18 protein-coding genes are annotated in these 13958 nt (G+C 44.1%); 13 read left to right on the top strand and 5 right to left on the bottom strand.

The window, feature by feature from the left end; translation table 11 throughout:
- Position 1: 1 nt before the first annotated feature.
- The 3 genes from atwA to BHR79_RS04425 all read right to left on the bottom strand — a co-directional run bounded on the left by atwA (position 2) and on the right by BHR79_RS04425 (position 3460).
- Positions 2–1615: a methyl coenzyme M reductase system, component A2 gene (atwA, locus tag BHR79_RS04435; RefSeq protein WP_072561244.1), complete on the bottom strand. Its 1614-nt coding sequence runs from the start codon at positions 1613–1615 to the stop codon at positions 2–4.
- A gap of 222 nt (positions 1616–1837) precedes the next feature.
- Positions 1838–2647, bottom strand: coding sequence for an HAD family hydrolase (locus BHR79_RS04430; RefSeq protein WP_072561243.1), 810 nt, complete (start codon positions 2645–2647; stop codon positions 1838–1840).
- A 45-nt stretch (positions 2648–2692) separates the two neighbouring features.
- Positions 2693–3460, bottom strand: a complete 768-nt coding sequence (locus BHR79_RS04425) for a thermonuclease family protein (RefSeq protein WP_072561242.1) — start codon at positions 3458–3460, stop codon at positions 2693–2695.
- A gap of 82 nt (positions 3461–3542) precedes the next feature.
- Here BHR79_RS04425 and BHR79_RS04420 point away from each other — a divergent pair, with 82 nt between their 5' ends.
- The 12 genes from BHR79_RS04420 (at position 3543) to BHR79_RS04365 (ending at position 11662) form a co-directional block, all read left to right on the top strand.
- Positions 3543–4238 carry a matrixin family metalloprotease gene (locus BHR79_RS04420; RefSeq protein ID WP_072561241.1) on the top strand — a complete coding sequence of 232 codons (696 nt, stop codon included), beginning with the start codon at positions 3543–3545 and terminating at the stop codon, positions 4236–4238.
- A 26-nt stretch (positions 4239–4264) separates the two neighbouring features.
- Complete coding sequence (locus BHR79_RS04415; protein WP_234970455.1) at positions 4265–4576, top strand: methylated-DNA--[protein]-cysteine S-methyltransferase; 312 nt, start codon at positions 4265–4267, stop codon at positions 4574–4576.
- 94 nt (positions 4577–4670) lie between these two features.
- Positions 4671–5054, top strand: coding sequence for a translation initiation factor IF-5A (locus tag BHR79_RS04410; RefSeq protein ID WP_072361413.1), 384 nt, complete (start codon positions 4671–4673; stop codon positions 5052–5054).
- An 8-nt stretch (positions 5055–5062) separates the two neighbouring features.
- The gene (speB, locus tag BHR79_RS04405) at positions 5063–5932 is read left to right on the top strand and encodes an agmatinase (protein WP_072561239.1); all 870 of its coding nucleotides are present in this window, start codon (positions 5063–5065) and stop codon (positions 5930–5932) included.
- A 40-nt stretch (positions 5933–5972) separates the two neighbouring features.
- Positions 5973–6626, top strand: a complete 654-nt coding sequence (locus BHR79_RS04400; RefSeq protein ID WP_072561238.1) for an HVO_0476 family zinc finger protein — start codon at positions 5973–5975, stop codon at positions 6624–6626.
- Positions 6593–7243, top strand: coding sequence for a protein-L-isoaspartate O-methyltransferase (locus tag BHR79_RS04395; protein WP_072561237.1), 651 nt, complete (start codon positions 6593–6595; stop codon positions 7241–7243). Before BHR79_RS04400 ends, BHR79_RS04395 begins: the two co-directional genes overlap by 34 nt.
- A 79-nt stretch (positions 7244–7322) precedes the next feature.
- A complete protein-coding gene (locus tag BHR79_RS04390) occupies positions 7323–8336 on the top strand; it encodes a phosphate uptake regulator PhoU (RefSeq protein WP_072561236.1) in 1014 nt (337 codons plus the stop codon).
- 82 nt (positions 8337–8418) lie between these two features.
- Positions 8419–9054, top strand: a complete 636-nt coding sequence (locus BHR79_RS04385) for an Era-like GTP-binding protein (RefSeq protein ID WP_072561235.1) — start codon at positions 8419–8421, stop codon at positions 9052–9054.
- Between the two features lie 6 nt (positions 9055–9060).
- Positions 9061–9420 carry a DUF2073 domain-containing protein gene (locus BHR79_RS04380; protein ID WP_048902195.1) on the top strand — a complete coding sequence of 120 codons (360 nt, stop codon included), beginning with the start codon at positions 9061–9063 and terminating at the stop codon, positions 9418–9420.
- Positions 9421–9434: 14 nt separating this feature from the next.
- On the top strand, positions 9435–9944 hold the full coding sequence (locus BHR79_RS04375) for a hypothetical protein (RefSeq protein WP_072361433.1): 510 nt from the start codon (positions 9435–9437) through the stop codon (positions 9942–9944).
- Positions 9945–9949: 5 nt separating this feature from the next.
- The gene (gene hxlB / locus BHR79_RS04370) at positions 9950–10552 is read left to right on the top strand and encodes a 6-phospho-3-hexuloisomerase (RefSeq protein WP_072561234.1); all 603 of its coding nucleotides are present in this window, start codon (positions 9950–9952) and stop codon (positions 10550–10552) included.
- Positions 10553–10555: 3 nt separating this feature from the next.
- Positions 10556–11662, top strand: a complete 1107-nt coding sequence (locus BHR79_RS04365) for a pyridoxal phosphate-dependent aminotransferase (protein WP_072561233.1) — start codon at positions 10556–10558, stop codon at positions 11660–11662.
- A 1-nt stretch (position 11663) separates the two neighbouring features.
- On the opposite strand, the gene BHR79_RS04360 is transcribed toward BHR79_RS04365, so the two are convergent.
- On the bottom strand, positions 11664–12614 hold the full coding sequence (locus tag BHR79_RS04360; RefSeq protein WP_072561232.1) for an NOG1 family protein: 951 nt from the start codon (positions 12612–12614) through the stop codon (positions 11664–11666).
- 117 nt (positions 12615–12731) lie between these two features.
- On the opposite strand from BHR79_RS04360, the gene BHR79_RS04355 reads away from it, so the two are divergent.
- A complete protein-coding gene (locus tag BHR79_RS04355) occupies positions 12732–13607 on the top strand; it encodes a CBS domain-containing protein (RefSeq protein ID WP_072561231.1) in 876 nt (291 codons plus the stop codon).
- A 4-nt stretch (positions 13608–13611) separates the two neighbouring features.
- Here the strand turns inward: BHR79_RS04355 and BHR79_RS04350 are convergent, their stop codons facing one another.
- The gene (locus tag BHR79_RS04350; protein WP_013038310.1) at positions 13612–13905 is read right to left on the bottom strand and encodes a phosphoribosyl-ATP diphosphatase; all 294 of its coding nucleotides are present in this window, start codon (positions 13903–13905) and stop codon (positions 13612–13614) included.
- Positions 13906–13958: the final 53 nt, after the last annotated feature.

Genomic DNA, 13958 nt, shown 5'->3' with positions numbered 1-13958 from the left:
GTTACTGTTGAGGGACTTCCTCAAGTTCCTTTTCAGTAAGCTGGGAAAGGACTGTTTCTGGTTCTCCGATATCAACTATCTTTGAATCCCTCATCAGTGCTACTCGATCACAGATATCATTGAGGAAATCCATGTCATGCGACACGATCACAAATGTATTACCCATCTCTTCCCTTGCCTTTAGGATGGATTTGGTTACCTCGGTCCTTGTAATCGGATCCATTGTGCCGGTAGGCTCATCCATTAAAATGATATTTGGTTCTTTCATTAAAATCTGGGCCAGAGCAACCCTGTGCCTCTCTCCTTCACTTATCTCATCGGCCATTTTAGGAAGGATGGATTTGGCTTTGTTTTCGGTAAAACCGGTTGTCACAAGAGTATTGATAGCCTTTCTGGTAGCAAGTTCGTAGGGAAGGTCAATCCCAATAGATTCGGTCAGGTTATCGATGATTGTCCTGTGTGTGTAGAGACCATATTCCTGATGCAGGATACCCATGTAGCGAACCGCACGGCCCCTGTTGTCAGCTCCGGGTTCCCTCATATTCACCCACTCATCACCAACGCGAACATGCACTGCCCCGCTTGTTGGTTGTACATTACCCATGAGCATTTCAGAAGTAGTTGTCTTCCCTGCACCACTGGTACCTGCAAGCCCGAATATCTCACCTTCCTTCACATTAAAACTCACACCGCCTACGGCATAAACTACTCCTCTTGAAACGGAAATATATTTTTTCACGAGGTCCTCCACCCTGATGATGTCCTCGCCTACATTGGCTTTTTCCCATTCACCAATGTCAGTAACCATTTTCATAAAGTCGCGGGAGACATCACAGGCATCACCTTCACATACAATTTCCCCTTCCTCAAGAATAATTGCCCTATCAGCCAGGTCTTCAATGACATCTGACCAGTGAGAAGTGATTACCATTGTCATGTTGTGGGATGAAACCGTATCCTCTACAACATCATGAACCACTTTTGCTGTCCGGGGGTCAAGGGTTCCTGTCGGTTCGTCGGCAAGCAGCAGCATGGGATTTCTCACAAGCTGGCGTGCAAGAACCACCCTCTGTTTCTCACCGCCACTTAAATCGCGTGCCACGTGCATCATCCTGTGAGAGAGACGAACCTCCTCCAGTAATTCTACGGCACGTTCCATTGCATCGGGGCCACTATAACCAATTTCTGTCAGGGAATTTACTACATTGGCAATTACCCTGTCATCTCCATAAAGGGCAAAGGTCCTCTGGAGCATAATTGCTACCCTTCGGGATACCGCCCTGCGTTCGTTATTATGAATGCCAAGTTTTGCAAAATCAGCTTCAAACGCTTCAAAATTACTGCTTTCGCAATGTGAACAGGCCTTCCCCACCATACTGGGTGGTTCTATATAGCCACATTTTCCGCAGCGTGCAACGTGATAGATTATTGAACCTGTGATTTCATCCAATTCCTCAGCACCGCGAAGCGCATGCATCAGTACAGTTTTACCGGAACCGCTTTTTCCCAGGATTCCGACAACTTCACCTTCATTTATGTTGAGATTGATATTCTTTAAGACCGCTGCACCATTATAAGAGATGGTAAGGTCTTTGATCTCGATGAATAATGACATTTTAGTACCTCCAACATGGATATTATCAGACCTGTTTTGAGATTATACAGTAAATGTACTTAACTTTTTGCACGGTATGTACAAAACCATAAACCTGTGAGCAGGCCCAACATAACCAAAAATTTAAATCTGGTATTTTATATCTGGATTACATTGAACACTACATAAACGTAACGCATAATTATATCGCTGTTAACTTTTAAAAACCGGCTTCTGATAGTGTTAAGATGATATTGCCTCATCTGCAAACCTGACAACCTCTCCAATATTGTCAACCACAACATCAGCAGATTCCTGCAATCTTGAAGGGCGGGAGTCGCCCTGCTGAACTGTAAGAATTCCTATATCAGCAGACCTTAATGCCAGCATATCGTTCATTCCGTCGCCCACCATAATTACTTTATCGTATTGTTTTTTGAGATCCTTAACTATTCTGTCCTTGTCAAATGTTGAGGCAATATCAAAAACCCCATCAATAGGAACACCTATGCAGCGGGAGAGCCTGTTCAGGTTTTTCATGCTATCTCCTGAGGCAATATAAAGACCCGCTCCCCTCTGATGAAGAGCTTGCAAAGTATCCTTGCTTTCAGGATAAAGGCGGCCCCCTGTACTAACCACATAGGTTACTGATTGCTCAACAACATCTACTATAAACCCACACGCCAGGTAAAAGATATTGGGACAGCGAGTCTTTACCCTGCAGAATACCTCCTGGACATCCCCGAGCACCACATCGCTTTGCTGGGCGATTTTTGAGATTTCGGAGGGAGATACCTCACCATTGGAACAACTCACATCCAGCTCTACGTGTTCTTTTTCCATGAAATCCGAAAGTAACCGGTGGGGTTGTGACTCCAGTATCATCTCCATATCAGAATGGAGCACTACAAGTGCCCTGCCTTTGCGACCTGCCACCAGCATCGTGCTTTCTATATCTTCCAGCATCATCCCGTTGGACATATCCCGGGCAACACGATACATATGCAACAATGTCCCCGCACTGTCAAAGACCACTGCCAGTTTGTTTTCCATACTGGATAAAGCGACAGAAGCCGATTAATATTTTTCGTCCGGGATTCACCCCACAATTTCAATCTGTGAAACTCCACTTATTTCAATTTCAGGTGTGCCCTTATAATCCTTGACCTTGCCTGTCACCAGCACATCCTTACCCTCATAGTAAATATCAGGAGATTGCGGAAAGTTTGACCAGCTGTCCTGCCATATAATTACAGTGAAGTAGCCTTCGTAAGGCTCATGGAAATTCAGATAGATTATACCATCCTCCTCATTTTTAGCTGTTGATACCACCCTGCCTTCAACCGTTTTCACCTCACCTATATGGTTGCCTGCTTCCAGATAAGAAATAACTGCGGTATTGTTATTCTTCGAATAGGACCAGATTCCCAATTTCGCATCTCTTGCATTTTGCTGGGCTTCAGCAAAAATATGCTGGTATTTCGTGTCGGGCTCATAGGCCCTGGACAGGGCCAGTCCTTCTTCCACAAGCTCCCTGTTTACCAGTTCACCGTCAAGCCAGACATATCTCAATAAACGACCATAAGTATCCCGGTTGCTGCTATCCCCTTCCAGCAAAACCTGCTTACCCTCGATCCGGTTGGACAAATAATCTTTTGCCTCTGTATAATAAGGTTCATCTAACTCCGGTGTATCTACCCCGATCAGCCTCACTTTCTCCCCGGAATCCATCACGAAAGTATCCCCATCTATCACCCTGACAACCGTTGTGGTCGAATTCACAATCTGGTTTTCATCTGAAGAAAGACACCCACTCGAAAGAAGTATTAGAAGTGCAACGACGAAGATTAATGTCTTTTTAAACATAGAAAGAAAATAATTCTGCCTCTATTAAAATATAATTGTGCCCCGGGCAATCTTTATTTTTGATGGAGGATTACTGATTGGTATGAAAAAGCCGGCTAAAAAAATCCTTTTCGTACTACTTGCCGTCATGATATCTTTCACCGGCACGTCCCTTGCAGATATTGAAAAAATATCAGACAAACCCTGGGACCATAGCCCCATAACAGTATATATAGATGATAAAGAAGCGCCTGAACACTACAGTCCAACCTACAGAGAACAGGTAGAAATTGCCCTGGATTACTGGGAAAAGGGCGGTAACGGGGCCCTCAGTTACCAGCCGGTGTTCAAGATCATCGACAGTCCTGATGCTGACATAAATGTTCGCTGGGTGGAAAATCTTGAAAAGGTCGAAGGAGCCGGTGAAGGAGTGGCTGGATACTGTAGACCCACCATTGTCGGGAACAAATACCTGCATGCTGAAATTGTACTGGAGGTCGGAAATTACCAGGGTTTTTCCTGGGTACAATACGGCGATGCAAATATGCAGGAAGTGGCCAAGCATGAAATCGGACATGCTCTGGGGTTGGGACACAGCACAGACAGGGGAGACATCATGTATCCCAGCTATGAACAACGTGACAACATCAATCCCCTTTTATTAAAATCCACTTTCCCCTACCTGATAGGTGCAATCATAGTAATCGTAACCATAATAGGATACCACGGCATTGGCTGGAGAAAAATGCGCAAGCAGCGCAAAAAAATCGAGAAGGAGGTTTTTGAAGGCAAAAAATGAATATGCATCAGTTGTGTTGCGACATTATGAAATATCTCGCAGGCGAGTATGTGGATTTCCTGAAATATGATCCGGATCTTATGCATCTTACAAAGTTCCAGAGGGAAGTCCTGGAAGCCACACGCAAAATCCCTTACGGACAAACACGCACCTACGGGCAACTGGCAAAATATATTGGTAAAAGCAAAGCAAGCCGGGCAGTCGGCCAGGCACTCAATAAAAATCCTTATCCTCTGATAATACCCTGCCACAGGGTTGTTGGTAGAAATAATATAGGCGGCTATGCAGGCGGCACAGAATTAAAGAAAAAATTACTGGAAATGGAAAAAAGCCATTGATTACGATGAATCAGTTCGTTAAGTTGATATAAGGGAACCGAAAATTATACCCCTGACTATTAATGTTCATAATTTATCAAAGGAGTATAATCGCATGAAACAACAGGTTGAAGTAAAGGAACTCAAGGAAGGCAAATACGTAATTATCGATGATGAACCATGCATTATCAAGGGCCTGTCAAAATCCAAACCCGGAAAACACGGTTCTGCTAAAGCAAGGATTGACGCAGTCGGTATCTTCGATGGCCAAAAACGTTCAATCGTAAGCTCTGTTTCCTCAAAGACCTTTGTGCCTATTGTCGAAAGGAAAAGTGCACAGGTTCTTTCCGTTTCAGGAGATATTGCCCAGCTCATGGATATGGAAGACTACTCCACCTTCGAAATGAAAATCCCTGATGAATACAAGGACAGGGTGAACGAAGGAGGAGACATTTCATACATAACCGCAATGGGTAAAATGAAGATTGACCTGCGTTAAATAATGAAATGTTCTACCAGCCCCTTATGATGGACGCCCTGTGGGATTACGGGGCTGCAAAATATGTTGTATTCGGAGTCCCTTTTGACGGGACTTCCTCTTACAGGCCGGGAAGCCGCAGGGCACCGGATGCTATGAGACAGGCGTCTGAAAATTTTGAAAGCTACAATTCTTTTTTTGATATAGACCTCACATCTATTCCGATTCATGATGCCGGCAATCTTGAGGTTTATTCTTCCGTTGATGAAACCCTCAGGGACCTTTACTATGATACAAGAGACATAGTCAGGGACGGAAAAATACCCCTAATGATGGGAGGCGAGCATTCCCTGACCCTTTCCACGGTAAAAGCATGTGCAAAAGACGATGATGACGTTGGAGTGATCGTACTGGATGCTCATTTTGACCTGCGGGAAGAATTTGGCGGAGTGAAAAATAACCATGCGTGCGTCAGCCGGCATATCTTAGAAGAAATCACCGACAGGTATGTATCCATTGGGACAAGGAGCGGACCCCGGGATGAGTGGGATTTTGCAAAAGATAATAACATACCCTATTACACACCGGAAAATGTGAAAGAATACTCTGCCAAAAAACTTGCTACAAAGGTTATGAAAGAAATAGGAACCTCACAATTCTACCTTTCCCTGGATATGGACTGCCTCGACCCTGCTTATGCCCCGGCCACAGGTACTCCTGAGCCCTTTGGCCTTGATCCGTGGCAGGTAAGGGATTTGATACATGCTTTTGCCCCCCATACAGTTGGTTTTGATATTATGGAAGTTGCTCCCGACTATGACAGTGGACAGACAGCCCTGCTCGGTACAAAACTACTAAGGGAATTCATAGCCGCTCATGCAGCCGGCAATATCCAATAAGCATCAATTAGATATATACCCTCAAACCTAACTGGCGATTATGAGTGAAGAGATCGAGACCACATGCCCTGCATGCTCACCACAGGAATTCGTGTGGCACGACATACTGAAGGATGGACAGAACATGCTTGTCCGGTGCCAGGTTTGCGGTGATGTGCATCCCACAGAGATCGAGACAGAGAAGACCATCCCGGTAAGAATAGTAATCAGCAGAGGGGATGAATCATTCAAGACAAATGCACTTTTTGAAGAGACACAGGTCATCACAACAAACGAAGAATTGGTTGTTGAAGACCAGAACGGTGAAGACGTATACCCCATACAGATCACTTCCATCGAAACACCCACAAAACGTGAAGAATACGCAAAGATTGCAGATGTTGAAACCATCTGGGCACGTGCGATTGATGAAGTCGATGTCAAAATTTCCGTACAATCCATAGGAAATACCAACCCCCACACAAAAAGAGTACCAGGAGAGGAACTTTTTGAAGTCGGCCTGGAATACGAAGCTGGAGGAGAGCGCTTCAGGATCACAAGAATAAAGATACGCGGAGGAAAATTCAGGTTTAAAAGGGGAGACAAAGTAGAGGCTAAACATATAAAAAGAATCTTCGGCAGGGTTGCCTATAAGAAAGGCTGGGGAGGGGGCAGGACCGCTTGGAGTATGAAGAGAAACGTAAGGAACTGGTAAACCAGATAAAAGAAGAAGGAATCGGAAAACAGGTGCTTGAAGCTATGGGTAAAGTTCCCAGGCATCTTTTCGTTTCCAAAGATCTTAAGAATTCTGCATATATTGATTCCCCGTTGCCTATAGGGAACAGGCAAACGATTTCAGCACCTCATATGGTAGCCATAATGTGTGATGTCCTGAAAATAGAAAAGGGCATGAAGATTCTTGAAATCGGAACCGGTTCCGGATATAATGCTGCTGTTATGGCCGAAATGGTAGGCAAAGAGGGCCATATATACAGCATTGAAAGAATCTCTTTTTTAAAGCAATTTGCCGAAAATAATCTTAAAAGCGCGGGTTATACAAATGTTACTGTCATCGAAGCCGACGGCACTCTCGGTTATTCCCCCGAGGCTCCATATGAACGTATGTGTGTAACCTCCGCAGCTCCATCTATTCCTCAACCTCTCAAAGAGCAACTTTCAGCTGGCGGAATTATGGTGATTCCGGTTGGAAAATACATGCAAAACCTGATTCTTGTCCACAAACTTGATGACGGAACCTTCAGTGAGGAAAACCTTGGCGGCGTTATTTTTGTACCCCTTATTGGAAAATACGGGTACAGAGAATCTATTTAATGAAAAATATATACGATGGACATATATACAATGAATCCATCTATATACGCATATATAGTGATGACGAATTAATCGAGGGATGGATATAGAAACAAGAAAAGTACAGCAAACCGGAGGTTCTACATACATTATTTCCCTCCCAAAACCCTGGGCGCAGAGAATGGGAGTTGAAGCAGGCTCCAGAGTATCCGTCAGAAACCAACCCGATGGATCCCTTAATATAGCCACTCTGGATACCACAACAAAACCCAAAAAACGTAAGATGGAAATCACCAATTACAAGGGAGAAGGCCTGATTCGTAACATAATTGCCGCCTATGTTGCCGGTTATGACCTTATCGAACTTGTTTCACCAAGAATACTTGCCGAGCAGAAAAAAATAATAAGAGAAGTTTGCCACAAATTAATCGGCCCCGAAATCATCGAGGAAACCTCCAAAGGTGTTCTCATACAGGATTTACTCAACCCTGAAGAAGTTTCCATCAAAAAAAGTATCCGCAGAATGTACCTTATTTCCACTTCAATGCACAAGGATGCCATCCAGTCTCTCAAGACCGGTGAAAAAGACCTTGCACTTGATGTGATGCTCAGGGATGATGAAGTGGACAGATTGTTTTTACTTATCTCAAAACAGTTCCGCTCTCTTTTCAGGGGAACACGGCTTGCCGATACCACAGAGACATCCATTGATGAATATCATGATTTCCGACTTGTTGCAAGTTCCCTGGAAAGGATTGCAGACCATGCACACAGAATCGCAGGAGTTACCAGAAAACTGCAGGGGCCTGTTCCCGAAGAAATAATGGAGCCTATTGAAAAAGCGAGCGAGGAGGCACGCAGCACTGTGGAAAAAGCAATTGATGCCCTCTATGGTTGTGATGTGAAGCTTGCGAATAAAACCATTGAGAACATACAGCACATAAAAACCGATGTTGACAAACTCAATGCATCCTTTATGAAGCTAAAAGATGTAGGGACCGTAGTAGGACTGGGAACCGTGGCCGATAGTATAGAGAGGACAGCAGAATACGGGACAAATATTGCTGAGACTGCTATAAATATGGCCATCGCCACTACAGAGGAAAGTGCCTGAATTGAAAAACAGACGCTTATTTATATAATGATAATATCAGAAATCAAGAGGACAATTCCCACATCATAAATGGAGGAAATAGATGGGAGTAATAAGATCATTAAAAAGAAACTTCACAGGTTTCCTGAAGAAACTGCTCAATAAAAAAAGTGCAAGGATCGGCATTTATGGACCCCCAAATGCAGGGAAGACCACCCTTGCAAACCGCATACTACGTGACTGGACAGGAGATGCCATGGGATCGGTATCCAATGTCGCACATGAAACACGTCGTGCCAGGAGAAGAGAAGGAGTAACTATCAAAGGCAATGGTAATTCATTATCACTTGATATCATAGATACTCCCGGTCTTGCCACCAAGATAGATTTCCATGAATTCATGGAGCAGGGGATGAGTGAAGCAGAATCCAAACGCAGGGCAAAGGAAGCCACCGAAGGAGTTATTGAAGCGGTCAAATGGCTGGAAAACCTTGACGGTATAATCCTTGTAATGGATGCGACCGAGGACCCTTTTACACAGGTAAATGTCACTGTCATAGGAAATATGGAAGCTCGCGGCCTTCCGCTCTTAATCGCTGCCAACAAGATCGATCGTGAAGATTCATCTCCTTCAACAATAAGGGAAGCGTTCCCCCAGCATCCACTCGTTGCCATATCTGCCCTTGAAGGAAAGAACATTGATACTCTTTATGAGGAAATTGCAAAGAGATTTGGGTGATTTGAAATGCAGGGTATTCAAATGGATTTACTTTCAGAGGACCGTCTTGCAAGGATGAGTCCTGTGGAAAAGGTTCGTTTCATCATTGATGAAGTCAAAAACGGCAAAATCCTTGTACTCGAAAGAGGACTCAGTCCTGAAGAGGAAGCCAACCTTATCGAGATGACAATGACACAAATAGCACCGGATGAATTCTCAGGTATCGAAATGGAAACATATCCAGCCCACGAAACAAAGTCTTTTTTGGGAAAACTTTTCAACAAAGGCCCAAAAGGCAGACTGACCCTTATTGGCCCGGCCGATCAGCTCAAGACCCTCAAAAAAGACAGGGATATGATTACAGCATTGGTATCCTCAAACAGATAAGCGTTGTTTAAGCTATGGAATCCATAGAAAGAGACATTAAGGAAAATACCAGCAACCAATCCCTTTCATCTTATGAAATGGGTAGAGATGACGTCAATGTCATTTGTACCTACGGAAAAATATCGGTGTGGTTTGGCAGGCAAACTCCTGAAGTCGTGGTTGGAAGAATCCTTATTTCTATTTCCCGGATTGATAAATCCGCTGTCCATGAAGTGGAAATTGTTTGTCCTTTTGAGAAAATAACAGAATATGAAAGTCATGGATATGTATTGGTATCCTATGCTAAATGTGAAGGTGGTTACAGGGCTACATTCCACATTCCCTTCTATAACAAAAAGGCCCTTTTCTTTTTTGCAGAACATATAGTCAGAAAATTGCAGCAGAGAGATGTAAAGATAGATATATACTGGAATGGGGATGATTCAGACATCACCCGGTTAACTGAACATCTCGAGGAAATTGATGACTGGAAAGTAAAAAACATAAATTACAAGGATAACAATAAAGAAAAACAGGAGAAATAAAGAGAATGAATACCTGTAATGAATGTGAACACCTCACATTATCCATGGAATTGATGGCCGATCAAATAAAGAACATAGCACAGAGAATCGACAAGGAAAGTATCAAAAAAACCATTGAGTATGTAATGGATGCAGATTCCATTTTTATAATGGGAGCAGGGAGGTCGGGCCTTGTTGGAAAAGCTTTTGCTATGCGTCTCATGCACCTGGGATTTACAAGTTATGTTGTAGGAGAATCTACAACTCCTGCAGTACACAAAAACGATGTAGTAATCGCCATTTCCGGATCAGGTGAAACGCGCTCCGTATCAGATCTGGGAAGAATTGCAAAGGATATCGGAGCAACCCTGATAACAGTAACCTCCAACAAGGATTCCACACTTGGCCATATATCAGATGCAACTCTGGAGATACAGGGACGCAGCAAGGAAGACGCCGGCGGCTATCTTGAAAGACACATGAGAGGAGAATATTCCCACCTCACACCCCTGGGCACTTCCTTTGAAATTTCTTCCCTTGTCTTCCTTGATGCCCTTGTTGCAGAATTGATCTTTATCACAGGTGCATCAGAAGCAGATCTAAAATCGCGCCACGCCAAACTGGAGTGAAACATGTTTGCCGGGAAATTCTCACAGAGGGTACAGGACATTGATATATCCGGCATCCGCAAGATATTCGAAGCGGCCGGATCGGATGCCATCAATCTTGGATTGGGCCAGCCGGATTTCGACACACCCGAACATGTAAAAAAGGGTGCTATAGATGCCATAAATGAAGGATTTACAGGCTATACCCTGGGACCCGGCATCATAGAACTCAGGGAGGCATTGAGCAAAAAGTTCCGGGAAGAAAATGCAATTGCCACTACACCGGATGATATAATCGTAACATCCGGTGCCTCAGAGGCCCTGGAAATAGCACTTGCATCACTGGTAAACCCGGGTGATGAAGTTCTTCTTGCAGATCCGGGTTTCGTATCATACGCATCCCTTGCAGGAATCATGGGAGGGAAAGGAATCGGTGTGCCCCTATCCGATGACCTGAGAATGCAACCCGAAGACGTGATGGAAAAAATCACCTCAAAAACCAAAGCTTTTATCGTGAATTCCCCTTCCAATCCCACAGGGGCCGTCCAGACGAAAAAGGATATTAAAGGATTTGCCGAGATTGCAGATGACTATGACATTACACTGATTTCTGATGAGGTCTATGAGCATTTTATCTATGAAGGAGAACATGTCAGCCCCGCCCAATATTCAGACAATGTAATTACCGTGAATGCAACATCAAAGACCTATTCGATGACCGGCTGGAGACTGGGATACGTTACCGCTCCTTCAGAATACATCCAGCAAATGTTAAAAGTTCATCAATATGTACAGGCTTGTGCATGTTCCATTTCCCAGAGGGCTGCCCTTGCTGCCATTCAGGGACCACTTGACCCGGTTGTACATATGCGCGAAGAATTTAAAAAGCGCAGGGATGTACTCATAGAAGGGCTCAATGGGATGGGCATCAAATGCCACAAGCCCGCCGGTGCATTTTATGCATTCCCCGAAGTCGAACCCGAATACGCCCAGCAACTTATCGCAAATGGAGTAGTGGTCGTGCCGGGCGAAGCATTCGGCGAAGGTGGAGCAGGACATATGCGAATATCATACGCCACCTCCATGCAAAACATAAAAAAAGCAATGGAAATTATGAAAGAAACGCTTTAAATTATTCTTGCAGGCGCTCGAGCAACAATGAAAGCGCCTCATCTATTCCTTCACCGGAGAGGGTGGACATTTCAATATCCACTTTAACAGTGTTATGTTCGCAAAGGTCCAATTTGTTTGCAGCGACCAGCACAGGCAATCCAAAATTATCCCGTACATCATCAAGCAATTTTACCTGCTGGGACATTTCATAGCCACAGGTTTCGCTGGGATCAAGGATGAAAATTACCACTGCATCAAGATATTTCAGAGCAGTTATAGCCTGCATCTCCACTTCATTGCGATCCGACATCGGGCGATCGAGCAGACCGGGGGTATCAATTACTTGATAACGGTTATATCCTCGCATAAAGTGACCTATCGTAACACCCTTGGTTGTAAAGGGGTATGAAGCAACCTCTGGCCTTGCATCGGTGACAGCAGCCACAAAACTCGACTTACCCACATTGGGATAACCTGCCACAACTATTGTGGGTTCTTCCCTCACATCCGGAAGCTTGCGAAGTTTGTTGCGGGCTTCATTCAGATACAAAAGATCCTTCTTGATGGATGAAATAACGGAAGCCATCCTGCCAAAAGCTTCTCTTCGCACCTGTGGTGATGAAGGGGCACCTCTCATTTTCTGGACATATTCCCTAGAGAGATCATGAATCTTATAAGATGCCCAGTCAAGCCGGGATAATGATTGCCTCATCCTGTCGACATCTACAAGAATCTGGGCCAGTTCATAATAAAAAGGTGGTATGGTTTCAAAGCTGGGGAACCTCCTCACAATGTTGGAGAGATTATCTGTCAGGATGTTACCTGCAGTAAGTACCATTGATTCATCTGCTTTCAGAGCAGCCTCCCTACCTCCTCTCTCCTTACCTGCATTTGCACGACTGGCTCGCCTGAAAGCCTTGTCCACAAGTTCATCTTCTGTAGGTACTGTACTAATCTTCTCAAATATCATGATACGATTACCTTCCGATTGCGACAAACACAAGTAAGATATATAGTCTTTATTCTGCAAAAACACTATTTATAAATACAGCTTTTGATTATTTCTTGTTATAAAACGGTGGTCATCATGGAACTTACTCCAATCCAGAAAGAAATACTAATTGCATTGATAAATTTACAGCGCCAGAAAGATTCGGCCGTTAAAGGGGAAGAGATCGCCAATCTGATTGACCGCAATCCAGGGACAGTTCGAAACCAGATGCAGTCACTGAAAATGCTGGGACTTGTAGAAGGAGTCCCCGGTCCAAAGGGAGGATACCGTGCAACGGGTACCGCCTATGAAGCTCTTTGTGTCACATCCATGGAACATGAAGCAATTGTGCCCATCTATCGTAACGGGGAACTTGTACAGGGAGCTACAGCTGCTGAGATTATATTCACAACAGTCAGGCATCCCGACCTTTGCAATGGCAGGATTAAAGTAATAGGCAATGTCCGCAGTTTCCTCGAAGGAGACCAGGTGCAGGTAGGGCCAACACCTGTTAACAGGCTGACAGTCCGCGGGGAAATCGTAGGCAGGGATGATACCGAAAACTCCCTTCTATTCTCAATAAATGAAATGGTTTCACTACCCAAAAAATCCGTCAAACATTACATAACTCACCAGCCAATTTATGTGAGCGTCAATTCAACCATTCAGGAAGCTGCCAGAATACTGGTTAGCAACAATATACACGGCGCACCCGTGGAAGATAATGGCAAAATGGTCGGTATCGTGACGTTCACAGATATAGGAGAAGCTCTTGCGAGTGGAAAAATGACCCTCAAAGTCAAAGATATTATGACAAAGGACCTTATCACCATTAACGGGAATTCTTCCCTCAGTGATGCAGTCCAGATGTTCAACAAGTACGATATCGGAAGACTTGTGGTGACACTCAACGACGAGCCTGCAGGACTGTTATCAAAAACCGATGTACTGCACGAACTTGCCGTTTACTAAAATATCAGTGACGTCTGCCTTTCATCTCAGCAGATATCTCGTCCAGGGTAATATTGTTGGCTGAAAGCATAACCAGCATGTGGAAAAACAAATCGCAGGATTCCTCAATGATCCTGTCCTTCTGTCCATTTTTTGCGGCAAGGATTACTTCGGTGGATTCTTCACCTATTTTTTCCAGAATCTTATCCATCCCTTTATTGTGCTTCAAGAGAGAGCATACATAAGAACCCTCAACTGCGTTTTCTTTGCGGTCTTCTATAACATCATATACATCTTCTAGAACTGAAATTGAACTCATTGATAATCACTCCCTGAAGAAAGGAATACAAGTTTTCCAAAGGATATATGATA

Source organism: Methanohalophilus halophilus (assembly GCF_001889405.1).
Lineage (GTDB): Archaea > Halobacteriota > Methanosarcinia > Methanosarcinales > Methanosarcinaceae > Methanohalophilus > Methanohalophilus halophilus.
The sequence above is the reverse complement of the archived record's forward strand: the minus strand, read 5'-3'. Positions and strand labels throughout refer to the sequence as shown.

What these genes read in the sequence shown, in the direction of transcription:
- atwA (WP_072561244.1), bottom strand. Translation starts at nt 1,615, where the DNA reads ATGTCATTATTCATCGAGATCAAAGACCTTACCATCTCTTATAATGGT.
- BHR79_RS04430 (WP_072561243.1), bottom strand. Translation starts at nt 2,647, where the DNA reads ATGGAAAACAAACTGGCAGTGGTCTTTGACAGTGCGGGGACATTGTTG.
- BHR79_RS04425 (WP_072561242.1), bottom strand. Translation starts at nt 3,460, where the DNA reads ATGTTTAAAAAGACATTAATCTTCGTCGTTGCACTTCTAATACTTCTT.
- BHR79_RS04420 (WP_072561241.1), top strand. Translation starts at nt 3,543, where the DNA reads ATGAAAAAGCCGGCTAAAAAAATCCTTTTCGTACTACTTGCCGTCATG.
- BHR79_RS04415 (WP_234970455.1), top strand. Translation starts at nt 4,265, where the DNA reads ATGAAATATCTCGCAGGCGAGTATGTGGATTTCCTGAAATATGATCCG.
- BHR79_RS04410 (WP_072361413.1), top strand. Translation starts at nt 4,671, where the DNA reads ATGAAACAACAGGTTGAAGTAAAGGAACTCAAGGAAGGCAAATACGTA.
- speB (WP_072561239.1), top strand. Translation starts at nt 5,063, where the DNA reads ATGTTCTACCAGCCCCTTATGATGGACGCCCTGTGGGATTACGGGGCT.
- BHR79_RS04400 (WP_072561238.1), top strand. Translation starts at nt 5,973, where the DNA reads ATGAGTGAAGAGATCGAGACCACATGCCCTGCATGCTCACCACAGGAA.
- BHR79_RS04390 (WP_072561236.1), top strand. Translation starts at nt 7,323, where the DNA reads ATGGATATAGAAACAAGAAAAGTACAGCAAACCGGAGGTTCTACATAC.
- BHR79_RS04385 (WP_072561235.1), top strand. Translation starts at nt 8,419, where the DNA reads ATGGGAGTAATAAGATCATTAAAAAGAAACTTCACAGGTTTCCTGAAG.
- BHR79_RS04380 (WP_048902195.1), top strand. Translation starts at nt 9,061, where the DNA reads ATGCAGGGTATTCAAATGGATTTACTTTCAGAGGACCGTCTTGCAAGG.
- BHR79_RS04375 (WP_072361433.1), top strand. Translation starts at nt 9,435, where the DNA reads ATGGAATCCATAGAAAGAGACATTAAGGAAAATACCAGCAACCAATCC.
- hxlB (WP_072561234.1), top strand. Translation starts at nt 9,950, where the DNA reads ATGAATACCTGTAATGAATGTGAACACCTCACATTATCCATGGAATTG.
- BHR79_RS04365 (WP_072561233.1), top strand. Translation starts at nt 10,556, where the DNA reads ATGTTTGCCGGGAAATTCTCACAGAGGGTACAGGACATTGATATATCC.
- BHR79_RS04360 (WP_072561232.1), bottom strand. Translation starts at nt 12,614, where the DNA reads ATGATATTTGAGAAGATTAGTACAGTACCTACAGAAGATGAACTTGTG.
- BHR79_RS04355 (WP_072561231.1), top strand. Translation starts at nt 12,732, where the DNA reads ATGGAACTTACTCCAATCCAGAAAGAAATACTAATTGCATTGATAAAT.
- BHR79_RS04350 (WP_013038310.1), bottom strand. Translation starts at nt 13,905, where the DNA reads ATGAGTTCAATTTCAGTTCTAGAAGATGTATATGATGTTATAGAAGAC.